The organism is Pseudomonas sp. PDM16 (assembly GCF_014851865.1).
Lineage (GTDB): Bacteria > Pseudomonadota > Gammaproteobacteria > Pseudomonadales > Pseudomonadaceae > Aquipseudomonas.
The window spans coordinates 476256-498970 of the sequence record NZ_JACVAM010000002.1 but is presented as its reverse complement, the minus strand read 5'-3'; the positions used below and the strand labels follow the sequence as shown (position 1 = coordinate 498970).

The following is a 22715-nucleotide window of genomic DNA, read 5'->3' as shown; positions in this document are numbered from 1 at the left end:
CACCCGCTCTTCCGGTGGACAGTGCCTTAGGGTAGCTTCGGAAACCTTCTCCCGCGCCGGAAACGCCCATGGCACTGCACACCTGGCTGATCTATCTCACCGCCGTCTTCGGCCTCTCGTTGACGCCCGGGCCCAACGGCCTGCTCGCCCTCACCCACGGCGCCCTCTATGGCCACCGCCGCGCCCTGTGGACGGTCACCGGCGGCATGCTCGGCTTCGTATTGCTGATGGCGCTGTCGATGTTCGGCCTGGCCGCCCTGCTCAAGGCCTCGGTGCATGCGCTGCTGGTACTCAAGTGGCTGGGCGCCGCGTACCTGATCTGGCTTGGCATCCAGCTCTGGCGCTCACCACCGTTGCACCTCACCCCACTGGAGTCGGCCGTGCCGCGTCCGGGCCTACAGCTGTTTCGCCAGGGCCTGTTGTCGGCGTTATCCAATCCCAAGGTGATCCTGTTCTTCGGCGCCTTCCTTCCACAATTTCTCGATCCGGCACGCAGCTTGTGGCTGCAGTTCGCCGTGATGGCGGGCACCTTTGCCATCGTGGAAGGCATCGTGGAGTACCTGCTGGCACGCACGGCACAGCGTACCCGGCCTTGGCTGGAGCGCGCCGGGCGCGGTTTCAACCGTTGCTGCGGAGGCCTGTTCGCCGCCATGGGCCTGGCTTTACCGCTAACCCGCTGAGACGGCGAAGTCCAACCGCCGTAACCAGCCGTAGGCCAGCAGCGCAGCACAGAGTCGCTCGCTGGCCTCCGAGGCCTCCAGCCACAGCAGATAGCGTTCTCCCCGAGACTCCAGCCGCCACTCGTCGGACTCCCCGAGCGCGGCGATGCACCGACGCAGGGCCTGTTCGTCCGGCTCGAAGGTCTCGATCAGCACCGCGCGCAGCATGGCGCCCTCCTCGCTCGATTGAAGCCTGGAATTGCCGGCCAGGCCGATCACTTCGTCAGTTGCATGGCGAAGCCGACGCCAAAGCGGTTCCATGCATTGATGGTAGCGATAGCCAGGGTCAGCTCGGCCATTTCGCTTTCGCCGAACTGAGCCGCCACCTGGTCGTACACCGCATCCGGCGCATGATCCTTCGGTAGCAGGGTCAGGGTGTCGGTCCACAGCAGGGCGGCACGCTCGCGCTCGCTGAACAGCGGTGAATCCTCCCAGGCACCCAGCGCCAACAGGCGGCGCGCCGACTCACCGGCCTGCATCGCCTCGCTGCTGTGCATGTCCAGGCACAGGGCACAGCCGTTGAGCTGCGAGGCACGGACCTTGACCAGTTCGCGCAGAGGACCTTCCAGCGAGAAACCTGCCTGGGTCTGCTCCAGTGCATACATGGCCTTGAACACATGAGGGGCGGTCTGGTGATAGTTGTTGCGCTTGCTGGTCATCATGGCGGCTTCTCCGACAATGGCCCGATGTCGTACCGGGATTGGCGGCCACTTTATTGATCAGACACTGCGAGATAAATTACCCACCAACGTAAGCATTGTGCGGAGAACCGGATAATGTCCTTCGACCGTCTCGAAGCGATGCGCGCCTTTTGCCGCATCGTCGAACTCGGCAGCTTCACCCGTGCGGCGGAGTCACTGGGCCTGGCCAAGACGACTGTCTCCGGGCAGATAGTGGCGCTGGAGAACCAGCTCGGCATAAAGCTGCTGCACCGCACCACCCGGCGCGTGTCTCCGACCACCGACGGCGGCGCCTACTACGAACGGGCACGCACCGTGCTGGACGACCTCGACGAACTGGAGAGCAGCGTATCGCAGAGCCGGGGCCTGGCTCGCGGTCGGGTGAAGGTCGAGATGCCATCACCGGTGGGCCGCTTCCTGATGATTCCCGCGCTGCCCGCCTTCATCGCGCGTCACCCGCTGATCCACCTCGACGTCGGTTGCAGCGAGCGGGTCGTCGACCTGGTGCAGGAAGGCTTGGACTGTGCGATCCGGGGTGGTCTGGTGAGCACGCCGGACCTGGTCTGCCGCCCCATCGGCAGGATGCGCTTCACCCTCTGCGCCACGCCCGGCTACCTGGCCGGGCATCCACCCGTGCAGCACCCGCGCGATCTGGCCAGGCTGTGCTTTCTGGCCTTCGTGTTCCCAGCCACCGGAAGGCAGAAGGTCAATGTGCTGCAGCGGGATGGCGAGCGTTTCGTCATCGACCAGGAGCCGACCATGCGCTTCAACAGCGGCGGCGCCTATGTCGCGGCGGCAGAGGCCGGGCTGGGGTTCGTCGCGGTGCCCACCGTCGAAGCCCGGCAGCCGTTGGCCGAGGGCCGGCTGGTGGAGATTCTTCCGGACTGGCGCCTGGAGGATATGCCCATGAGCATCGTCTACCCCCATTCGCGTCGCTTGGCGGCGCGGGTCCGCGCCTTCGTCGACTGGGCCGGCGAGCTGATGGGCAGCGACCCGTTATGGAAACTCTAGCGCCTATTGCCGTGTGGCCGCCGCTAGCCCTGCCCACCCAGCTCATTCAGGCACTGGCCGGACACCTGTTGCAGCCGCTTGACCAGCGGCTCGGGCAGCTCGGCCTTCTCCAGCGCGGCGAGTTCGGCGCTGGAAAAATCGCGATCAATGCGCCGCACCGTGCATTCGCAGTACTGCTGCGCGCGCGCCTGGCCGAGAGCCTGGCCGGCGCTGTTCACACAGCTCTTCTGAAAGGTGTCGCGCACACCCGGCGGCCATTCGCCGGCCAGCGCCGGCAGGCCCATCATCAGCAACGCGGCCAGGGCGATTGGCCTGGTACGGTCCATGGTGCTCTCCTCGCTGGGCGCGGGCAGGCGACAGCCCTCAGGGTTGTGGCGGGTTGGCATCCGGGCGGATATCGAAGCCGCCACGGTTCTCGCTGACGATATGGAAGTACTGGGTGCTGCCCGGCGCGACCTTCACGGCCACTTCCTTGTTCAGGCGGCCCATGCCGCAGAGGGTATCGTCGAGCGGATCTATCTTCAGCCCCAGCACACGGGTGCCGGCGGGCACTTCGAATCGTGCTACCTCGGCCATGCCGATGCGGGCAGCGAGCTTGCGATCCACCTCAATGGCGACGTAGCAACCGCCCCCCATCACCCCCATGTCTCTGTTCACCACCAGGCTACCGCCGTTTGCGTAGTCCTCCTGATAGGCCAGCAGGCGGTCTTCGGGCACGGGCGTGATGTTTTCGACATCGGGGCGGAACGAAGAACAACCTGCGAGCAGAACCAGGGGTACAACGGCGAAGAACTGGCGCATGGAAGCCCTCCTTGGGCATCGGGGAATCGAAGCAGTATTGGCGCTGAAGCGCTTCCTCTCAAGGGCCCTGCACCAATGAACGGAAATCCTGAACCTCGGCGCGGCCCCAGGTCTCTACAGATCAGCGATTCGAAGAGGAGTTCGACAATGAACAGAATACTGATCTGCGGCATCGCCGCCTCCCTGCCACTGCTGGCCGTGGCGGGTCCCGAGCTGACGGAAGAGCTCAACGGACTCAAGGTGGAGACCAGCACCAGCCCCTTCACTGCCCAGGACAATACCGGCTCCGGGCCGGTCACCGGCAACGCCACGCTGGTCCTCAAGCTGACCAACCGCGAGGCGCGCGCCGTGGAATGCGAAGTCGATCCGGGCCCGACGGCTACCGAAGTACAGGTGCAGAAGGTCAGCCTCGCCCCCGGAGAAAGCGCGACCCTGCGCGTGGACAGCCGAGCGGCCGGCGCCCGTACGGAAGCCAAGCTGACCTGTCAGCCCGCCAGCGCCTCCTGAGTTTCACTCCCCGCCGGGTCCGCCATGGGCCTGGCTTCTTTTTGCCCGCTCGCTCGTCTCGCCCCATCGGCGACTAGCCGTGGAATGCATGCCGCCACGCACTGGGCGACAGGCCGAACGTCCTGCCGAAATGATGACGCAGCGATACCGCAGAGCCGAATCCGGCCAGCACCGCAATCGACTCCACGCTCTGCTCGGTGCTCTCCAGCAGACGCTGGCACAGCGCCAGACGCTCCGTCAGCAGCCAGTCGCCCACGGTGGCGCCGGTGAGCTGGCGAAAGTGGCGTGTGAATGTGCGACGGCTCATCAGCGCTCGCTCGGCCAGGCTGTCCAGCGTATGCGGCAGATCGAGATGGGCACGCACCCAATCCAGCAGCCCGGCCAGGCGATCATCGCGCGAGGTGGCCGGCAACGGCTGCTCGATGAACTGCGCCTGACCACCCTGGCGATGCGGCGGTACCACCAGGCGCCGCGCCACGCGGTTGGCCAGCTCGGCGCCGTGCTGCTGGCGCAGCAGATGCAGGCAACAGTCGATGCCGGCGGCGGTGCCGGCAGAGGTCAGCAGGCCGCCGTCGTCCAGATAGAGCACATCGGCATCCACCGTCACCTGCGGATAGCGCTCGGCAAAATCGGCCGCCCATGCCCAGTGCGTCGTGGCACGAAGGCCGTCGAGCAGCCCCGCCTCGGCCAGCACATAGGCGCCCAGGCACAGGCCGACCATCCGTGCGCCACGCGCATGAGCCGCCACCAGTGCATCCAGCAGCACCTGCGGCGGCCGTTCTTCCGGGTCGTGCCAGCTCGGCACGATCACCGTCTGCGCCCACTCAAGCGCCTCCAGTCCGTGCTCGACCTGCAGGGCGAAGCCGGCCGTAGTGGGCAACGTGCCCACTACGGCGGCACACACACGTAGCTCGTAAAGCTCACCGCCCGGCCCGAGATCACCGAACACCAGGCAGGGCACGGACAGGTGGAACGGGGTGATGTGATCGAAAGCGACCACGGCGATGCGGTGGGCAGGCATGACGTTATCCAGGCCAGAGCTTTGGCCCGATATTAGCGCAAGCTGGCTTCAGGGCCACTCACAGCAAAGGGCGTGGCAGGCGAACAATCTACCCATCAACAACCACACCGCAAAACAAGAGGAACCCACCATGAGCCAGCAACCGAAACGCGCCCTGATCGTCATCGATGTGCAGAACGAATACGTGACCGGCAACCTGCGCATCGAGTACCCACCCATCGAGCAGTCGATGGCCAACATCGGCCGCGCCATGGACGCCGCCACCGCCGCCGGCATCCCGGTCATCGTCATCCAGCACCTGCTGCCGGAGAGCGCGCCGATCTTCGCCACAGGCAGCCACAACGCCGAGTTGCATCCGCTGGTGGGCGAGCGCCCGCGGGACCACTTCATCCAGAAGCAGATGGCCAGTTCCTTCGCCGGCACCGACCTGGCCGCCTACCTGAAGCAGCACCAGATCGACACCATCAGCGTGATCGGCTACATGACCCACAACTGCGACGACTCCACCGTGCGCCAGGCCCACCACGAAAGCTGGAAGGTCGAACTGCTGCACGACGCCGCCGGCTCGCCGCCCTACCGCAACGCCATGGGCTCGGCCACTGCCGAGGAAATCCACCGCGTGTTCACCGTGGTCATGCATACCGGCTTCGCCGCGGTGCTCAGCACGGACGAGTGGATCAACGCCCTCGAAACCGGCGAGGTGCCGCAGCCAGACAACATCTACCTCTCCAACCAGCGCGCCATTCAGTCTCGCTGAGAGAGCAGGCACGGCCGCCGATCAACAGGTTCGGCGGCCGGTATCACCCTGCACAGTGTGGCGAACACCGCCTGGCGGCTCACGCCGCATGCCACTCGCCTGATCAGCGGGATCGAGTCGGAAGCCGCTCCCACCACGGCAGCTCGCATCTGCCCAGCGAGCCTCGACATCGACACGAGTGATGCCCACTAGCAAAGGCTTCGATTTCTAACACTCCCGATGCCGGTGGTTTCATGGCTCCGCAGAGCGAACCGATGCAAGCCGCCGCAGCGACCCGCGCGCCGTCCGAACGCGCACACAGGCTGACGGCCTTCCCGGCGACCTCACTCGATCAACTGGGAGAAACCACCATGAAAATCGCCTCCATCGTCTCCGCCATCATTTCCAGCGCCGCCCCCTTCGCCTTTGCCGAAAGCGCCACCGAACTCGACAGCCACGCACCGGTCGTGGACTACCACTACGGCATGCAGCTGGACGTCGCCAGCGTCCTGCATCGAACTGACAACTCGGACAAGACCGGTGTGGTATCCAGCGTCATGGTCTACCGCGACAGCCTGGGCGAAGTACACAAGGTGCGCTTCCTCGAATGGGGTGGCCGCGCCAGCAACCAGAACGGCTGACCGCCAGCCCCCATGACCGCTCGACCCGCAGAAAAACGAACGCCGCAACCCGAAGAGCTGCGGCGTTCGTGTTCACTACAACAGGTGCCGGACGCCTCTGGCTCAGCCGGCGATACGCTTCACCAGCCGCTCCTGGAGCTTCACGAGCTCCGCCGGATCGGCCTGGTTGGTGGCGTGGATGCCGAGTTTGTCACCCTCGTAGCGCGGCACGATATGCACATGAATGTGGAACACCGTCTGCCCGGCCGGCGCGCCGTTGAACTGCGCCACCTGCACACCGGCCGGCTCCAGCTCGTCCACCACTGCCTGGGTCAGCTTGCGCACCACGGCCATCACCTTGGCCAGGTTGGCGTCGTCGATTTCCAGGATGTTGCGTGCCTCGGCCTTTTTCGGAATCACCAGGCAATGGCCATAGGACTGCGGGAACAGGTCGAGGAAGGCGAGTACGTCATCGTCCTCGTACAGCTTGTAGCAAGGGGCCTCGCCGCGAATGATCTTGGCGAAGATGTTCTGCGCATCGTAAGTGCCGTGCAGGCTCATGGGGTTCTCCGTGACCGAGTGAAACAACAAGGGCGAACCATACCGGCTTCTGATCAGTCAGGTAAGGATGTCGCTCCTCTCCACAGATAGTTATCCTGACCACCTAGCCAAATCCCTGGAGTCCCCATGCCAGACCTCTCCGCCTACGCCATCACGCGCAAATGGCCCGCCTCCCAGCCCGAGCGCCTGCAGCTCTATTCGCTGCCCACGCCCAACGGCGTCAAGGTCTCGATCATGCTGGAGGAGACAGGCCTGGCCTACGAGCCACATCTGGTCAGCTTCGACACCAACGACCAGCTCAGCCCCGAGTTCCTCTCCCTCAACCCGAACAACAAGATTCCCGCCATCCTCGACCCCGACGGCCCGAACGGTCAGCCTTTGGCCCTGTTCGAGTCCGGCGCCATCCTCATCTACCTTGCCGACAAGACCGGCCAACTGCTGCCGCAGGACCCAGCCGCACGCTACCAGTGCATCCAGTGGCTGATGTTCCAGATGGGGGGCGTGGGCCCGATGTTCGGCCAGCTCGGCTTCTTCCACAAATTCGCCGGCAAGGAGTACGAGGACAAACGCCCGCGTGACCGTTACGTGGCTGAATCGGCACGCCTGCTCGGCGTGCTCGACAAGCACCTGCAGGGCCGCGACTGGATCATGGGTGACGCCTACAGCATCGCCGACATCGCCACCTTCCCCTGGATACGCAACCTGATCGGCTTCTACGAAGCCGGCGAACTGGTGGAATTCGACCGCTTCACCAACGTGCGCCGTGTGCTCGATGCGTTCCTGGCCCGCCCGGCGGTACAGCGGGGCCTGGCCATTCCGAATCGCGCCTGACCATGCCGGCGGAACACCGCCGGCCCTGACAAGGAGTTCATCATGCCGCACGGCAATCTGCGCTCGACCACCCTGGCCGGGCTGCTGATTCCCTTCTGGCTGGCCGTCGGTGTCTTCACCGCCGGCCTCGCCTATCCCGGATACAGTCACATCAACCAGGCCATGAGCGAACTCGGCGCGGTAGGCGCACCGACTCATGCCTGGTCGCCGCTACTGAACAACTATCCGCTGGGGCTGCTCTTCATCGCTTTCGGCCTGGCGGTCTGGCGCCGCTTCCCCGGCTTCCTGGCGAGGCTGTCAGCCCTGCTGATCGCGGCCCACGGTGTCGCCAGCTTCTTCACCGGTTACTTCTCGTGCGATGTCGGGTGCGGGCTGGAATCACCGTCGAGTACCCAACAGATCCACAACGTCGCCGGGCTGGTCATGTTCATCAGCCTGGTCCTGGCCAGCGCCCTGTGGATCGCCACCGCCCCGCGCGAACTCGGCAGCCGCCGCTTCGCCCTGTTCTCGCTGCTGTGCACCGTGGTGGCTGTCGGCACCCTGCCGCTCATGGCGGCGGCAGTGGAGGCGCACAACGGCTTTGGACTGTATCAGCGACTCAACTACGGCGCCTCGGTGGTATGGACGGGAGCACTGGCCTGGATGATGCTCCGGCGCGCCTGAAGTAAAACACCGTGCAGGTGCAACACCTGCACGATCCCCCTACGCCCTCCTGCACACTATCCACCATCCGCTAACTGGCAATCGGCCAGCAGAGTGGATATAACCCTATGAAACGTACCTATTAGGCCTGCCGGATCAGACGAGAGGACAAGGGCCCGACGGCCGCATTCAATTGCCTGCAAGGAGCTGCAATGACTGATGACGTGATTGGCGTAACCGTCTGCGACGAGTGTGGTACTCGTTACAAACTCCGTGAAAAAAACCGCCATCAACTCGGTAAGCCTGCACGCTGCCAAAAGTGCAGCAGCATATTCACCGTCGAACTCGTCGACCCGACGCCGCTTGAAAATGCAGCCATCAAGAACGAGACGGAGCAGGCTCAAGAAGTTGCCGAACGCAAGCCCCGTCAGCGCAGAACCAGGGAAGAAATACGCCAGGAGCATCTCGACAGCATTCGCACCGGGTTCAAATCGCTGCATCCTCGGCTGGTCGCCATGGACCTTGCCGAAAAGACCTCGGAAGAGAACGTGCGCATCTGGGTGATCGACAGCCTGATCAACGCGCTCGGATACAGCCACGAAGAAATCGACACCGAGGTCCGTACGCTCGGCAAGCGCGTGGATATAGCGCTGAAGAAAGACGGCCAGATATTTCTGGTCATCGAATGCAAGAGCGTGCGCACCAAGCTCGGCAACAGTGTTCGAGACCAGGCAATCAACTATGCCACCAGCCTTTCCGCTCCCTGGGCGGTCATCACCAATGGCCACATCTGGCGGCTTTTCAGGATTCTTCCCCGCCAAGGTCGCGATCCCAAACTGGTAGAGATCTTCGATGTAGCGCTGTTGGACGCAGACGGCGTCAGCGACAGCGACGTAGAAAGCCTCTACCTGTTGACCGCCAGGGCTCTGTTCGGTGGCGACACCGAAAAGATGAGCCATCTCATCGGCTGCACGACCAAACGCAAGATCTTGCAGGCGCTGACATCCGACCGGGTGGTAAAGGCCATGAGGATGGAACTGGTAGAAAGCTACAAACAGGCCAACGACGTGAACGTGCCTCTGGACGATGCAGGCACCAAGTCCGTTATTGCCGATGCATTCGGCCTGGAAGACCTGTAGCCGAGCCAGCCGCTCATCCGGAGAAGCCCCTTCCAGAGCCTTCGCAAGCAACCAGTGACGTACAATGCCGCGCTTTTCATCGCGAGAAGCCCTGCATGCAAGCCGCTGTTTCCTCCGCGCCGCCGTTGTCGCGCGGCGCCATCATCCTGATCGAACTGGCGCTGGCCCTCGGCGGTTTCGCCATCGGCACTGGAGAGTTCTCCATCATGGGGCTGATGCCCGAGGTGGCGCGCGACCTGTCCGTCAGCGAGCCTCAGGTCGGCCATGTGATCAGCGCCTACGCCCTCGGCGTAGTGGTCGGCGCGCCGGTCCTCGCACTGCTCGGCGCGCGACTTTTCCGCCGCCACCTGCTGTTGCTGCTGATGGGCTGCTTCGCCCTCGGCAACTTTGCCAGCGCGCTGGCCCCCGACTACGCCTCGCTGATGCTGTTCCGCTTCATCGCCGGCCTGCCGCATGGCGCCTACTTCGGCATTGCCATGCTGGTGGCGGCCTCCATGGCGCCCCCACACAAGCGCGCCAAGGCGGTGAGCCGGGTGCTAGCCGGCTTGACCATCGCCATTCTCGTCGGCAACCCGCTGGCCACCTGGCTGGGTCAGCACCTGAGCTGGCGCTATGCCTTCGCCCTGGTCGGGGTGATCGCCGTGACCACCATCGCCATGGTCGCCCTGTTCATGCCGCTGGATCGCAACGAGGTGCGCAGCAGCCCCATTGGTGAGCTGAAGGCCTTCAACCGGGCGCCCATCTGGCTGGCCATGGCCATCGGCTCCATAGGCTTCGCCGGCATGTTCTGCGTGTTCAGCTACGTGGCCCCGACCCTACTGGAAGTCACCGGTGCCCAGCCCGGCTGGATTCCAGTGACGCTGGCGGTGTTCGGTGCCGGCGGCATTCTCGGCAACATGGTCGGCGGCTGGCTGTTCGATCGCCTGCGTTTCAAGGCAGTGGCCTGGATTCTGGCCTGGAGCACCCTGGTGCTGCTGCTCTTCCCGCTCGCGGCCCAGCATCTGACCAGCATGCTGCTGGCGACCTTTGCCCTGGGCACCATGATCGCCCTCGGCCCGGCCCTGCAGACCCACCTGATGGATGTGGCCACGGGCGCGCAAACCCTGGCGGCGGCGTCCAACCACGCAGCCTTCAACCTGGCCAACGCACTCGGCCCCTGGCTCGGCGGCATGGCTATCAGCGCCGGCATGGGCTGGACCGTCACCGGCTACATCGGCGCCATCACCGCCCTGCTCGGTTTGGCACTGTTCGCATGGGCCTGGCAGGTACACAAGCGCGCCTGAACAGATGCACGCCACGTGCGGGCCAGGTATCTTCGGCGTCCTTTTCCCGTACAAGTGGCGCCATGAACCGCACTCTCGCCCGTAGCCTGCTCCTCGCCATCGCCGCCTCGCTCTCGACTGCCGCCTCCGCCAAGGTCGAGATCGAGGCCGCCGAGCAGAAGCCCCTCGGCCACGTCCTGATCGCCAAGATTTCCGAGGAGATCGCCCCCGGCGACTACGAGGCGCTGTTCAAGGGCCTGCAGGCCCATCCCGGCAAGTTCGCCCGCAAGATCCTCCTGCTCGACAGCATCGGCGGTAGCTCCGCCGAGGCCATGCGCATGGGTCGCCTGCTGCGCGAGACCGGTTTCGAAGCGCTGGTGCCGTCTACCGGCGTGTGCCAGGGCAGCTGCGTCTACCTGCTCGCCGCCGGGCGCAAACGCACTGTGCGCGGCCACGTCGGCCTGCACCGCCCACACTTCCCGGCCGGCGAGTCCGCCCAGTCGCGCCTGGCCGGCATGCCCGCCAACCCGGCCGGCTACCTGCGCGACATGGGCGTGGCGCCCAAGCTGGCCAGCGACATGCAGGCCATCGAGCCACAACGCATGAAGGTGCTCACTGCCGACGAGCTGAAACGCTACGGGCTGAACTGATCCGCAACTGGCCCCCGGGCCTGCGATTCCGTACCATCGCCGCCCGCTTCGACCGACCGGCCAACCCGGTCCCTCACCCTGGTGACCCATGAAACCCGCCCGTCTGCGCGCCGACATCCTGGCCGGCCTCACCTCTTCCTTCGCGCTGGTGCCCGAGTGCATCGCCTTCGCCCTGGTCGCCCAGCTCAACCCGCTGATGGGCCTGTACGGCGCCTTCATCATCTGCACCATCACTGCCCTGTTCGGCGGCCGACCGGGGATGATCTCCGGCGCAGCCGGGTCGATGGCCGTGGTGATCGTCGCCCTGGTGGTGCAGCACGGCGCGCAGTACCTGCTGGCCACGGTACTGCTCGGCGGCCTGCTGATGGTGCTGTTCGGCGTGCTGCGCCTGGGCAAGCTGGTGCGCATGGTGCCGCACCCGGTGATGCTCGGCTTCGTCAACGGCCTGGCCATCGTCATCGCCCTGTCGCAGCTGGAGCACTTCCACGCCGAGGGCGCCTGGATCCAGGGCACGGCGCTGTACTGGATGCTCGGTCTGGTGGCCCTGACCATGGCCGTGGTCTACCTGCTACCGAAGCTGACGCGCGCGGTGCCGCCAGCGCTGGTGGCCATCCTCGGCGTCGGCCTGCTGGTCTATTTCCTCGACCTGCCCACCCGCACCCTCGGCGACATGGCCAACATCGCCGGCGGCCTGCCGCAATTCGCCCTGCCAGACATCCCCTGGAACTTGGAGACCCTGCGCATCATCGCGCCCTACGCCACGCTGATGGCGCTGGTCGGCCTGCTGGAAACCCTGCTCACCCTCAACCTCACCGACGAGATCACCCAGACCCGTGGCCACACCAACCGCGAGTGCGTGGCCCTCGGCGCGGCCAACATCGTCTCCGGCGCGTTCGGTGGCATGGGTGGCTGCGCGATGATCGGCCAGACCGTGATCAACCTCAGCTCCGGCGGCCGTGGCCGGCTGTCCGGCGTGGTCAGCGGAGTGATGATCCTGCTGTTCGTGCTGTTCCTCTCGCCACTGATCGAGCTGATTCCGCTGGCCGCGCTGGTCGGCGTGATGTTCGTGGTGTCGCAGCAGACCTTCGCCTGGGGCTCGCTGCGTGTGCTCGGCAAGGTGCCGGCCAACGATGTGCTGGTGATCGTCGCGGTGACCGTAATCACCGTGTTCACCGACCTGGCTACCGCCGTGCTCTGCGGCATCGTCGTCGCCGCGCTGAACTTCGCCTGGCACCACGCCCGCGAGCTGTATGTGGACAGCGACGCGCAGGTCGACGGCGGCAAGCTGTACCGCGCCCACGGCACGCTGTTCTTCGCCAGCACCACGCCCTTCCTCAACCTGTTCGACGTGGCCAGCGACCCCGACCAGGTGACGCTGGACTGCCGCCACCTGAGCTTCGTCGATTACTCCGCCATCGCCGCGCTGAAGACCCTGCGCGAGCGCTACGCCAAGGCCGGCAAACACCTGCGCGTGGTGCACCTGTCCGAGCGCTGCAAGCAATTGCTCAAGCGCGCCGGCGCCCACGACTGAGCAGGTTCCCGGCCGCCCAGGCTGCCGGGAGCCTGCACGACGCTACAGGCTGAAGCGCCCGACCAGGCGATGAAGGTCCGCCGCCAGGCGCGACAGCTCGTGGCTGGAGGCGCTGGTCTGGTGTGCGCCGGTGGCGCTCTGCACCGACAGGTCGCGGATGTTCACCAGGTTGCGGTCCACCTCGCGGGCCACCTGGGCCTGCTCTTCCGCCGCACTGGCGATCACCAGGTTGCGCTCGTACATCTCGCCGATGGAACCGGTGATATCGCTCAGCGCCGCGCCGGCGCTCTCCGCCAGCTCGCGGGTCGAGCGCGCCTTGCCGGTGCTTGCCTGCATCGAGCTGAGCGCCTGGCTGGCGCCGTTGCGCATGCCGGACACCATCTGCTCGATCTCCAGGGTCGACTGCTGGGTGCGATGCGCCAGAGCCCGCACCTCGTCCGCCACCACCGCAAAGCCACGGCCGGATTCCCCCGCCCGCGCCGCCTCGATGGCCGCGTTGAGCGCCAGCAGGTTGGTCTGCTCGGCGATGGCGCGGATCACGTCCAGCACCTTGCCGATGTCCTGCGACTGCGCCGCCAGCTCGCGCACCAGCCCGGCGGTGGACTCCACCTCCGCCGACAGCGTGGTGATCGCCTCGATGGTGTCCGCCACGCGCTCGTGGCCGACCTGCGCAGACTGGTTGGAAGCCTTGGACGCCTCCGAGGTGGACACCGCATTGCGCGCCACCTCGTCCACCGCCGCGCTCATCTCGTTGACGGCCGTGGCGGCCTGCTCGATCTCGTCGTTCTGCTGTTGCAGGCCGCGCCCGGCCTCTTCCGTCACCGCGTTCAGTTCCTCGGCAGCGGCGGCCAGTTGGGTGGACGAGCCGGAAATCTGCGCCAGTGTCTCGCGCAGGTTGTTCTGCATCTGCTGCAGCGAGCCCTGCAACTGGCCCACCTCGTCGCGGCCATCCACCTCGATCAGCTTGGTCAGGTCACCGGCCGCCACCTGCTGGGCAGCCTGCACCGCGCCGCGCAGCGGGCCGACGATGCTGCGGGTCAGCAGCCAGGCCAGGCCGACAGTGGCCAGCGCAGCGATCAGGATCACCAGAATCACCACATAGCGCGAGTTGGCGTACTCGGCGGCGGCCACCTGCCCTTCATGCTCGATGCCCTTGGCGTAGATCTCGCCCAGCTCGTTGAGCTGCGCGCCGGTGCCATCCACCACCGGCTTCATGTCCACCAGCAGCAGCTTGTTCAGCGCCGCCGTGTCGCCGTTGCGGGCCAGCTCGAAGGAGTCGGCCATGCCACGCTGGTAAGTGGCGAAGTCGCGGCGAAACTGCTCGTACAGGCGCTCCTCGTCGGGCGTGTCCACCAGCTTCTCGTAGGCCGCGATGTTCTGCATCAGCACCTGGTTGCGCGCGTCGTACTGGCCGCGATAGGTGTCGATGTTGGCGGGCTCCGGGTCCAGCGCCATGCGCAGGGAAATGGTGCGGATGCGCAGCATGTTCTCGCGGATGGTATCCACCGCGCGGATGCTCGGCACCCAATCCTGTTCGATGACCTCGGCACGCTCGCGGATGCTGGACATCTTGCCCAGCGAGAACACCCCCAGCAGCGCCACCATCATGGCGATCAGGCCAAAGCCGAGCGCCGCCCTGGGCGCGATGTTCCATTGGCGTAAGAACATGGAAAACCTCTGACTACTTATAGTTGTATGACAACCACCGAACCCGCCCTCTGCGACGGCTCCCGACTTGTTGGCAGCGGGAACGCCGCCGAACCCTATCAGGCCGGTGGCAGAGACGATCAGGCGCCGCGTGGGCGTGCACCTTCTTCGTGCACGGCCATCATAGTCATACGATGACTTATCAGGGAAGCTACCTACTACCAAGGCATAGAGGAAGAATGCATCGCTACAGGAGCAAGTGCCGGGAAACAGGAACCGGCACCAATGACGCCGACTCGCAAGAGTGGAATGAAGTGAGGACAGCGCCTGGGGGCGCCTCGACAGCCCCGCCGATAGATGCAGATGCCTAGTCCGCGCTCTGCACCCTAGACCTTGGTGGGCGGCTTCTTGTCCTGGGGTTTCGACCAGGGAGCCTTTTTGTAGTCGGCAGCGATGCCTGAGGTGCCGGTAGCAATCTGGGTGATCTCGCCGCCCTTGACGAGAAACGCCTCGACCTGCTCATCGAGTGACGAACGCAGTTTCTCTTGGATGGGGTCATTCATGGCGGCGCTCCTTGCGCGAGTAGGACGTCCACTATACAGACTCCGGCCCCATGACTGGCCCTGGCGACCGGCCATCCTTAATTACTCAGTAAAAACCGATAGACCTGGCTAATCGAACCAATCCCTGTATGCTGCCCGCCTGCCTGCTCTGTTTAGCGGCACCGTATTGATGTTCTGGCTGTCATCTCCATCTCCTCGGCCCCTTCACTCCGCATTCAGTCATCCAGAAACCTTCTGGCTGATCTCTCATTTTCTGGAGATGCACATCATGGCCAACCGCGAAAACGGCACCGTCAAATGGTTCAACACCGAGAAAGGCTTCGGTTTCATCACTCCCGAATCTGGTACAGACCTGTTCGTTCACTACCGCCATATCGAAGGTAGCGGCTTCAAGTCCCTCGAAGAGGGCCAGCGGGTTTCCTTCGTGGTAGCCCCGGGCCAGAAAGGCCAGCAAGCCGAACAGGTTCAGGTCATCTAACGATGCCCGGTCCGAAAGCCCCGCCCATGCGGGGCTTTTTTATGGGCAGCGCCTGCCCCAGCCAAGGAGTGACAACCATGCGTGCAATACTACTCTCCACCCTGCTCTTGAGCGGCCCGGTCAGCGCCTGGCAAGGCCAGGACCTGAAGACAGGCGCAAACATCGATGTCGACCGGGGCGCCGTGATCAGGAACGGAGAGAGCATCAAGTTTTACGACTACGGTGCCGGCGAGTACCGCACCGGCCGCATCACCGGTATCAGCTTCCGCAAGGGCGTGATGGACGTGGAAATCCACGACGAAAAGTCCGACCAAAGCCGAACCCTGGTCATGGAAAACTGATCGCGTCGCCACACGCCGCGCCAGTGCGCGACATGGCCCGGTACTGGGCCGTTCTTCAACTCTCACCGCCAACGGCTATCGCTCGACGGCGATCAAGTAGCACTCGACGAGCCGTCCGCGTCAGGCCGGTCAGTATGTTCACCTGACCAGCCACGTCACTTACTCTTCCGGCAGTCCAGGACGATCAGCCGTTGCTCAGCGCAGGGTGTAGCCCTTGTCCACCACCCAGTCCTGGCCGTACACGCCACGGGCACCCTGGGAGAGCTGGAACAGCACCACCTCGGCCACCGCCTCGGAACTGAGGAACTCGTTGTCCACCAGGCGCGCATTCACGTCGCTGGCAACGCTGGCCAGCGCCTCGTCCGGCAGGCCCAGGCTGTTCCAGATCGGCGTGGCGGTCGGCCCTGGCGACACCAGGTTCAGGCGCAGGCCCTCGTTCGCATGCTCCAGCGCCAGGCTGCGCACCAGGCTCGACAGCGCCGCCTTGGTGGCGATGTACGCCCCCAGGCCGACAAAGCCCAGGTGGCGCAGGAAGGTGCTGATGAACACCACCGAGGCCGGCTGGGCCAGTTGCTCCTTCAGCGCATAGAAGGTATTCACCGCGCCAGCGCCGTTGATGCGCCACTGCTCGTCGAACGCCTGCATATCGCTACCCGGTGCCAGCTTGGCGATGCCCGCATTGGGCACCAGGTAATGCACCTCGCCCAGCTCGGCGGCACGCTCGGCCAGCGCCTGCAGCGACTCGCTACGGGTGACATCGCCCTCGAACCAGAACAGCCGCTCGGGGTACCGCTCCAGCAGCGGCCCCAACTCACCCAGGCTGCGCGACATCGCCAGCACCCGTGCGCCACGCTGCAACAGCTGTTCGCACACGGCCAGGCCGATACCGGAACTGGCGCCAGTCACCACCGCCAGGCGTTGTTCGAATTCATTGCTCATCATTACCTCCAAAACAAAGGGAAGCCGTGCCCCGGGCAAGGCCCGGAGCGGACAGAAAGGAATCAGCGATAAAGGATGCGGCCCTGTTGCACGTCCACCTGCTGGCCGAGCTCGAAGCGCTGGTTGGGTGAGCGAATCCAGCGTTCGTCGCCCTCGTCGTCACGCACGATGTAGGCAGTGCCGGTCTGGCCACTGGCGCGCTGCACCTGCGCCCCGCTCCAGCCACCCACCGCCACGCCGATCACAGCACCAACCGGGCCGCCGGCCGCGGCACCGACCATCAAACCGGTGAGGCCACCGAAACCGGTGCCGACCGAGTTCTCTTCCTGCTCAGCCACCACCTGGGCGGCCTGAATGGATTGCACGGCCAAAAGGCCGGTAGTGAAAGCAAGCAAGGCAAAGCGATTCATCTGAGTTTTCTCCGTTGGTAGGTGTTACGCCACGGGATCTACTCAGCTTTCGTGCCAGATATTTTTATGTTTATTTTCAATTACTTGAAAAGATTAGAAGTCATTAAGACTTCGAATAATGGAAGTCCTTAAGACATCAATAAATGTCCGAATGACAGCGAAACGGCAAAGTCCTTATAGAGAAGAGGTACTTGATACCCCTATAAAACGAAAGGACAAGTTGCGTGACGGACTTCACATTGGATAAGTTCGGATAACGCTAATGGCGATGCGCCACCCCAACCGTATCGTCGAACAGGATGTAGGCCCAACGGGCAGTTAGCTAAGCCCGCTCAGCATGATAAGGAATTCGAGATGCGCGTTTGCTTTTACAGCCGCCTTACATCAGCTCCACCATCCCTATCCACTCACCACTCTGTCAGGCACTCCCAATTTCGGCTTAAGTCTTCTGCGACTGTTTTTATCAAAAAGCACCACTCCCGAGTCGAGACATTCAGCAATCGAAAAAGCAACCATCCAAATTTAACAAACAATTAAATCAAGAATCACAACCCAAGGAAGATTAAATGGACTCTCTTAACATAAACCTAGAGAACTGCTATGGAATTCAAAAGCTAGATGAAGAGTTAATTTTCAAATCATTTCAAGGCACTCCTGCAGGATCTACATTCTCAATATATGCTCCCAACGGATTCATGAAAACTTCGCTCGCCAGAACTTTTCTAGATATCCAAGAAGACAGGGAAAGCCAGGACCTTATATTTCCTGCGCGCCCTACAACTCGCTCAATCACGGCAGAGCCGGCCAACACCATCACTAGAGATTGTGTATTTGTAGTTAAACCCTATATAGAACGCTACTCAGCAGCAAGCACATCAACACTATTAGTGAACGCGAAGTTACGAGAGGAATATGAAGAGGCAGTCAAAAACATTGAGACAACCCTAGACAGCCTTCTTAAAGACATAAAAGACGCATCAAAATGGCCAGGACGCACATTACCAACAAAAGAACTGAAGGAAGTATTTCAATATAAAAATATTTACGAATTCTTCTCAGAGCTAGCCAACAATCTTAATGAAGATCAAACTTTCTCAGACCTAACCTACACAGAGATTTTTAATGAAAAGACATTAGCAGCTTTAGAATCAGGAGCTCTAAGCAAAGAAATAAATGAATACATGGGGAAATATCAAGAGCTAATTGATCAATCACCAGTACTTAATAAGAAATTCAACCACACAGGAGCAGCAGACGTATCCAAAAGCCTTCTAACTAACGGTTTTTTTGACGCAAAACACACGTTAAATATATCAAAAGGAACAGATAAAATTGAGATAAGCTCAACCAAAGAGTTAGAAAGCATTATTGACGAAGAAAAGCAGCGAATCTTAGGAGACAAAGAGCTCAGCACAAAATTCGAGGCAGTAGACAAGCAACTGCAAAAAAATGCCGAGCTTAAAAAATTTCGCGAATATTTATTAGAGCACCCAGAGGTGCTCACTGAACTAGGAAATCATAAGGAGTTCAGGAAGAAACTTTGGAACGCATACTTCAACAAAGCAAAATCTACTATTACCGCATTCTCGTCAGCCTACCACGGAGCCAAAGATGTCATCGCCAAAACTGCGGCTCAAGCAGATGCGGAAAAAACCAAATGGGCTTCCGTGGTAGCGCAATTCAATGAGCGATTTTACGTACCGTTTAAACTAATCATGCAAAACCAACAGGATGTGATACTTAAAGGAGAAATCCCTAACATCGGATTTGAATTTGACGACGGCAGAGAATCATGCGAAGTCGATGAAGAGAAACTACTTCAAGTACTTAGCCAAGGAGAAAAACGCGCTTTATACATCTTAAACATACTATTTGAAATACAAGCACGAAAAGAATCCAACCAAACCACCCTTCTTGTAATTGACGACATCGCCGACTCCTTTGATTACAAGAACAAGTACGCAATAATTGAATATCTAAACGAAATATCCAAGACACCTTTCTTTAGATTGATTTTCCTTACACATAACTTCGACTTTCACCGCACAATTAGCAGCAGACTCCAAATAGCCAGAAAAAGACGCCTATTCGCCCAGAAACATCAGAACACTCTTTCCTTCATCGTAGAAAAATACCAAAAGAACCCTTTCACCATTTGGAAAGACAATTTAGCAAGAGATCCATCCTATCTAGCCGCCAGCATTCCTTTTGTGCGCAATCTAGTTGAATACTGCCACGGAACAACAAGCAATCAGTACCTATTACTTACATCTCTACTACACATCAAGCCTGACAGTTCTAAAATTACCATTTCCGATCTAGAGAGCATCTATAAATCCACACTCCTAGATCAAGCAAACCTTACCCTCCCCAATCCAGCCTCATCAGCACTAAACTTAATCTACGACCAAGCCGAGGCTCTCGCTGCCGCCAAAAATGACAATGCCGAACTAGAATCCAAGGTAATTCTTTCAATTGCCATTCGACTAAAAGCAGAAGAGCACATGATCGACAAAATTAATGATCGAATCTTTGTCGAATCCATAACTAGCAATCAAACTTTTGAGCTGTACGAAAAATACTCAAAAACTTTCCCCCAAAACAGCAACCAACTACTTATTCTTTCTCAAGTAAATCTTATGACTCCTGAAAATATTCACTTGAACTCATTTATGTACGAACCAATTCTAGATATGTCAGCACTACATCTTTATGAGCTATATACAAAAGTTAAAGCATTAGCTTAAACACTCTAATCAATAGGAGGGCAAACCACGACTCACGACCTTGATATAGGTTATAAAACACCAATTATCTCGACCCAAACTACAGATTTCGCCTTGCACGGCGAGTTACTTTCTCTTTGCACGCGCAAAGAGAAAGTAACCAAAGAGAAAGCGCGCCCGGCATCCGGGTCTGGCCTGCGGCCAGACTTCCCTCGCTCCGGTGCTGCTCCGGGGGCCGTCACGAAGGGACGTCCCTGTCCCTTCGTTCCTAGCTCGGCGTCCTGCCTCGCGTCCCCCTGCGCAACACCTCCACTCGGCCTCCTGACGGGGTTCGGAACCCGAGTTGCCTGCAGGCTCTTCTTGCACGGGACCTTCAAGCAGCTCCAATCGCCCCTTCAGAAGGGTGAACAGAATCGTTGCGGAAGGGGTTGAGCGGCATGGATGCCGCGAGAGACGCGATGGGCCAAGGATGGCCCTTCGCGACGTGCCCCTGGAGCGGCGATGGAGTGAACGAACCCGGAGCGAAGCGCAGGGCCGGATGGCGGGGCAAGACCTTTTGGTTCCTTTTGGCGGGGCCGGCCATCCGGGCGACTGCCAAAAGGAACCCGCCCAGCAGGGCGGAACTGATACCTCCGCCAACCGAATCAAAGAGCAACGGCACACAGACAAGCGCCACTCCCACAATCGACAGCGGGGAGTTACAGTGCCCGCCCCAACTCCCCGCCAGCCCTGAGCAAAACCCGATGAGCAACGACCCCCTCCACGGCCTCCCCCTGAAAGCCATCGTCCAGGCCCTGGTCGACAAACACGGCTGGGACCGCCTCGGCCAGCTCATCGCCATCCGCTGTTTCACCCACGAGCCCAGCGTCGACTCCAGCCTCAAGTTCCTGCGCAAAACGCCCTGGGCGCGGGAGAAGGTGGAAGCGCTCTATATCCGGGATATCGCCGGTAAACGCTGAGGTTCGCCGACCATCCGGCGGATGAGCGAAGCACGGGGCGGCGTGGCGCGGTCATAAACGGGACCACATGCCTCCTGGTAAGCCCCATGCCCTCGCCTACTTGCGTTCGCCACCTGCGCCTGGACCTCGACGGCGTCGATATCTTCTACCGTGAGGCCGGCCCTGCCGATGCGCCGGTGTTGTTGCTACCGCACGGCTACCCCTGCTCCTCGTACGAGTTCCGCAACCTGATGCCGCTGCTGGCGGCTGGTGGCGCCGGACTTTCCCGGTTGCGGCTATTCGGCCACGCCCTATGACTTCGGCTACGACTTCGATGGCTACGCCCACTTCCTCGCGCGCTTCACCAACCAGCTGGGCATCGAGCACTTCGCCCTGTACCTGCACGACTTCGGCTCGCAGATCGGCCTGCGCCTGGCGATCAGCCGGCCGCAGCGCATCACCGCGCTGATCCTGCAGAACGGCGATATCTACGAGGACCAGCTGGGGCCGAAATACGAGGCGCTCAAGCAGTTCTTCGCCCACCCCAGCGAGGAAGCACGCGCCACGCTAGCCGAGGCGGTGAGCCTGGAGGGTTTTCGCGACGAGTTTCTCAACGACGTCGACCCGCCACTGGCGGCGCATATCCCGCCGGACCTGTGGCACCTGCACTGGGCGTTGATGACGCGGCAGCGCAAGCAGATCGCGGTGAACCTGATCGCCGGACTCAAGGACAACCTGGCCTGGTTCCCCCACTACCAGGCCTACCTGCGCCAGCACCAGCCGCCGACGCTGATCCTCTGGGGCCCGCGCGACGGCTACATGCTCGAGGGCTCGGCCCGCGCCTACCTGCGCGACCTGCCGGAGGCGGAGCTGCACCTGTTCGAGGAAGGCGGCCACTGGCTGCTGGAGACGCACCTGCAGGAGGCGGCGGAGCTGATGCGCGATTTCCTCGACCGCACCCTGGGCAACGGGGAAGACTAAGGCGTGCGGACGAACGGCCGGCACCCTGCACGAATGTTCTAAACCTCGCCTGGCAAACCGGTTAAGGTCGGGACTCGCCCCCTTCACTCCCGCCGGAACGCACCGTGAGCACACGCAACTGGATCGACCTCGCTCAGGATGCCGACACCGGCATCGAGTCGATCCGTGCGCATTTCGAGGGCCACGCCTACGACCCGCACTGGCACGACAGCTACCTGGTCGGCGTCACCGAACAGGGCGTGCAGCAGTTCAACTGCCGGCGCGAGAAGCACCTGAGCACGCCGGGCAAGGTGATCCTCCTGGAGCCGGGGGAGATCCACGACGGCCACGCGCCGACCGAGGAAGGCTTCACCTATTCGATGCTGTACATCGACCCGCAATGGCTGGAGCGCGAGCTGCATGCGCTGTTCGAGCACGCGCCGGCGGACAGCACGCCGAGCTTCGCCAATATCCTCAACACCGACAGCCGCCTGGCCGGCGCCATCTTCCGCGCCTTCCAGACGCTGCACGAGGGCGACCTGCGCATCGTCCGGCAGACCGCCATCGACGACCTGCTCGGCACCATGACCAGCCGCCTGCAGTGGCGCAAGCGGGAGAACCCGGACCCGCGCCTGCCGCTGGTGGCACAGATGGCGCGCGACTACCTGCACGCGAACTTCGACCAGGACATCGGCCTGGACGACACGGCGGCGGCCTGCGGGGTGGATCGCTTCCGCCTCAGCCGCGCCTTCAAGAGCGCCTTCGGCGTAGCGCCGCATGCCTATCTGATCCAGCTGCGCCTGGCCAAGGCACGCCAGCGCCTGGCCCGTGGCGACACGCCGGCGGACGTGGCCAGCGCGCTGGGCTTCGCCGACCAGAGCCACCTGGGCCGCTGGTTCCGCCGCGCCTACCAGCTCACCCCAGCCGACTACCGTCGCCGCTGCTCAAAGCTTCCAGACTGATCCACTGCCAACCCGCAGCATGGTCCTCCCTTACACGGAG

Annotated in this window: 28 protein-coding genes and 1 pseudogene; 18 read left to right on the top strand and 11 right to left on the bottom strand. The window is 62.1% G+C overall.

All coding sequences use genetic code 11. The features are described 5' to 3' along the window. The first annotated feature begins 68 nt into the window (after window positions 1-68). The gene (locus tag IB234_RS08845) at window positions 69-680 is read left to right on the top strand and encodes a LysE family translocator (protein WP_192316611.1); all 612 of its coding nucleotides are present in this window, start codon (window positions 69-71) and stop codon (window positions 678-680) included. On the opposite strand, the gene IB234_RS08840 is transcribed toward IB234_RS08845, so the two are convergent. Further along, a complete protein-coding gene (locus IB234_RS08840; protein ID WP_192316609.1) occupies window positions 669-980 on the bottom strand; it encodes a hypothetical protein in 312 nt (103 codons plus the stop codon). The two genes, IB234_RS08845 and IB234_RS08840, sit on opposite strands and share 12 nt — an antisense overlap. Beyond that, a complete protein-coding gene (locus tag IB234_RS08835) occupies window positions 935-1378 on the bottom strand; it encodes a carboxymuconolactone decarboxylase family protein (protein WP_192317773.1) in 444 nt (147 codons plus the stop codon). Before IB234_RS08835 ends, IB234_RS08840 begins: the two co-directional genes overlap by 46 nt. A 117-nt stretch (window positions 1379-1495) precedes the next feature. On the opposite strand from IB234_RS08835, the gene IB234_RS08830 reads away from it, so the two are divergent. Beyond that, on the top strand, window positions 1496-2410 hold the full coding sequence (locus IB234_RS08830) for a LysR family transcriptional regulator (protein ID WP_192316608.1): 915 nt from the start codon (window positions 1496-1498) through the stop codon (window positions 2408-2410). A 23-nt stretch (window positions 2411-2433) separates the two neighbouring features. On the opposite strand, the gene IB234_RS08825 is transcribed toward IB234_RS08830, so the two are convergent. Continuing rightward, window positions 2434-2736 carry a hypothetical protein gene (locus IB234_RS08825; protein ID WP_192316606.1) on the bottom strand — a complete coding sequence of 101 codons (303 nt, stop codon included), beginning with the start codon at window positions 2734-2736 and terminating at the stop codon, window positions 2434-2436. A gap of 37 nt (window positions 2737-2773) precedes the next feature. After that, window positions 2774-3211, bottom strand: coding sequence for a 3-isopropylmalate dehydratase (locus tag IB234_RS08820; protein ID WP_192316604.1), 438 nt, complete (start codon window positions 3209-3211; stop codon window positions 2774-2776). 147 nt (window positions 3212-3358) lie between these two features. Here IB234_RS08820 and IB234_RS08815 point away from each other — a divergent pair, with 147 nt between their 5' ends. After that, window positions 3359-3718, top strand: a complete 360-nt coding sequence (locus tag IB234_RS08815; RefSeq protein ID WP_192316601.1) for a hypothetical protein — start codon at window positions 3359-3361, stop codon at window positions 3716-3718. A 73-nt stretch (window positions 3719-3791) separates the two neighbouring features. Here IB234_RS08815 and IB234_RS08810 read toward each other — a convergent pair whose 3' ends face one another. After that, window positions 3792-4739: a helix-turn-helix domain-containing protein gene (locus IB234_RS08810; RefSeq protein ID WP_192316599.1), complete on the bottom strand. Its 948-nt coding sequence runs from the start codon at window positions 4737-4739 to the stop codon at window positions 3792-3794. 130 nt (window positions 4740-4869) lie between these two features. On the opposite strand from IB234_RS08810, the gene IB234_RS08805 reads away from it, so the two are divergent. After that, the gene (locus tag IB234_RS08805) at window positions 4870-5496 is read left to right on the top strand and encodes a cysteine hydrolase family protein (RefSeq protein WP_192316597.1); all 627 of its coding nucleotides are present in this window, start codon (window positions 4870-4872) and stop codon (window positions 5494-5496) included. A 350-nt stretch (window positions 5497-5846) separates the two neighbouring features. Further along, on the top strand, window positions 5847-6116 hold the full coding sequence (locus IB234_RS08800) for a DUF2790 domain-containing protein (RefSeq protein WP_192316595.1): 270 nt from the start codon (window positions 5847-5849) through the stop codon (window positions 6114-6116). A 102-nt stretch (window positions 6117-6218) separates the two neighbouring features. On the opposite strand, the gene IB234_RS08795 is transcribed toward IB234_RS08800, so the two are convergent. Then, complete coding sequence (locus IB234_RS08795) at window positions 6219-6656, bottom strand: HIT family protein (RefSeq protein ID WP_192316593.1); 438 nt, start codon at window positions 6654-6656, stop codon at window positions 6219-6221. A gap of 126 nt (window positions 6657-6782) precedes the next feature. On the opposite strand from IB234_RS08795, the gene IB234_RS08790 reads away from it, so the two are divergent. The 6 genes from IB234_RS08790 (at window position 6783) to IB234_RS08765 (ending at window position 12711) form a co-directional block, all read left to right on the top strand. Beyond that, window positions 6783-7487 carry a glutathione S-transferase N-terminal domain-containing protein gene (locus IB234_RS08790; RefSeq protein ID WP_192316591.1) on the top strand — a complete coding sequence of 235 codons (705 nt, stop codon included), beginning with the start codon at window positions 6783-6785 and terminating at the stop codon, window positions 7485-7487. A 42-nt stretch (window positions 7488-7529) separates the two neighbouring features. Next, window positions 7530-8150: a DUF998 domain-containing protein gene (locus tag IB234_RS08785; protein WP_192316588.1), complete on the top strand. Its 621-nt coding sequence runs from the start codon at window positions 7530-7532 to the stop codon at window positions 8148-8150. 191 nt (window positions 8151-8341) lie between these two features. Then, the gene (locus IB234_RS08780) at window positions 8342-9268 is read left to right on the top strand and encodes a type I restriction enzyme HsdR N-terminal domain-containing protein (RefSeq protein WP_192316586.1); all 927 of its coding nucleotides are present in this window, start codon (window positions 8342-8344) and stop codon (window positions 9266-9268) included. 95 nt (window positions 9269-9363) lie between these two features. Then, entirely contained in the window at window positions 9364-10551 is a 1188-nt protein-coding gene (locus tag IB234_RS08775; RefSeq protein ID WP_192316583.1) for an MFS transporter, read from the top strand. A 62-nt stretch (window positions 10552-10613) separates the two neighbouring features. Next, on the top strand, window positions 10614-11180 hold the full coding sequence (locus tag IB234_RS08770; protein ID WP_192316581.1) for a hypothetical protein: 567 nt from the start codon (window positions 10614-10616) through the stop codon (window positions 11178-11180). Window positions 11181-11268: 88 nt separating this feature from the next. Further along, window positions 11269-12711, top strand: coding sequence for a SulP family inorganic anion transporter (locus IB234_RS08765; RefSeq protein ID WP_192316579.1), 1443 nt, complete (start codon window positions 11269-11271; stop codon window positions 12709-12711). Window positions 12712-12753: 42 nt separating this feature from the next. Here the strand turns inward: IB234_RS08765 and IB234_RS24375 are convergent, their stop codons facing one another. The 3 genes and pseudogenes from IB234_RS24375 to IB234_RS08755 all read right to left on the bottom strand — a co-directional run bounded on the left by IB234_RS24375 (window position 12754) and on the right by IB234_RS08755 (window position 14921). Further along, window positions 12754-13617 carry a methyl-accepting chemotaxis protein gene (locus tag IB234_RS24375; protein ID WP_412547913.1) on the bottom strand — a complete coding sequence of 288 codons (864 nt, stop codon included), beginning with the start codon at window positions 13615-13617 and terminating at the stop codon, window positions 12754-12756. Continuing rightward, window positions 13609-14379: pseudogene (locus IB234_RS24370) on the bottom strand (MCP four helix bundle domain-containing protein); the annotation flags it as partial. The pseudogene IB234_RS24370 and the gene IB234_RS24375, both read right to left, overlap by 9 nt. A 365-nt stretch (window positions 14380-14744) precedes the next feature. Continuing rightward, on the bottom strand, window positions 14745-14921 hold the full coding sequence (locus IB234_RS08755) for a hypothetical protein (protein WP_192316574.1): 177 nt from the start codon (window positions 14919-14921) through the stop codon (window positions 14745-14747). Window positions 14922-15189: 268 nt separating this feature from the next. Here IB234_RS08755 and IB234_RS08750 point away from each other — a divergent pair, with 268 nt between their 5' ends. After that, entirely contained in the window at window positions 15190-15399 is a 210-nt protein-coding gene (locus IB234_RS08750; protein WP_192316572.1) for a cold-shock protein, read from the top strand. A 77-nt stretch (window positions 15400-15476) separates the two neighbouring features. Then, complete coding sequence (locus IB234_RS08745) at window positions 15477-15740, top strand: DUF5334 family protein (protein ID WP_192316569.1); 264 nt, start codon at window positions 15477-15479, stop codon at window positions 15738-15740. A gap of 195 nt (window positions 15741-15935) precedes the next feature. Here the strand turns inward: IB234_RS08745 and IB234_RS08740 are convergent, their stop codons facing one another. Both IB234_RS08740 and IB234_RS08735 read right to left on the bottom strand, forming a co-directional pair. Then, complete coding sequence (locus tag IB234_RS08740; RefSeq protein ID WP_192316567.1) at window positions 15936-16679, bottom strand: SDR family NAD(P)-dependent oxidoreductase; 744 nt, start codon at window positions 16677-16679, stop codon at window positions 15936-15938. Window positions 16680-16741: 62 nt separating this feature from the next. Continuing rightward, the gene (locus IB234_RS08735; protein ID WP_192316565.1) at window positions 16742-17089 is read right to left on the bottom strand and encodes a hypothetical protein; all 348 of its coding nucleotides are present in this window, start codon (window positions 17087-17089) and stop codon (window positions 16742-16744) included. A gap of 566 nt (window positions 17090-17655) precedes the next feature. Here IB234_RS08735 and IB234_RS08730 point away from each other — a divergent pair. From IB234_RS08730 to IB234_RS08715, 5 genes are all read left to right on the top strand, one after another. Beyond that, window positions 17656-19836: an AAA family ATPase gene (locus tag IB234_RS08730; RefSeq protein ID WP_192316563.1), complete on the top strand. Its 2181-nt coding sequence runs from the start codon at window positions 17656-17658 to the stop codon at window positions 19834-19836. Window positions 19837-20558: 722 nt separating this feature from the next. Beyond that, the gene (locus IB234_RS08725; RefSeq protein WP_192316560.1) at window positions 20559-20774 is read left to right on the top strand and encodes a VF530 family DNA-binding protein; all 216 of its coding nucleotides are present in this window, start codon (window positions 20559-20561) and stop codon (window positions 20772-20774) included. Between the two features lie 86 nt (window positions 20775-20860). Next, window positions 20861-21070, top strand: coding sequence for an alpha/beta fold hydrolase (locus IB234_RS23930; protein ID WP_225580453.1), 210 nt, complete (start codon window positions 20861-20863; stop codon window positions 21068-21070). Further along, on the top strand, window positions 21024-21734 hold the full coding sequence (locus tag IB234_RS08720) for an alpha/beta hydrolase (RefSeq protein ID WP_318651994.1): 711 nt from the start codon (window positions 21024-21026) through the stop codon (window positions 21732-21734). Before IB234_RS23930 ends, IB234_RS08720 begins: the two co-directional genes overlap by 47 nt. A gap of 104 nt (window positions 21735-21838) precedes the next feature. Then, window positions 21839-22675, top strand: a complete 837-nt coding sequence (locus IB234_RS08715) for an AraC family transcriptional regulator (protein ID WP_192316558.1) — start codon at window positions 21839-21841, stop codon at window positions 22673-22675. Window positions 22676-22715: the final 40 nt, after the last annotated feature.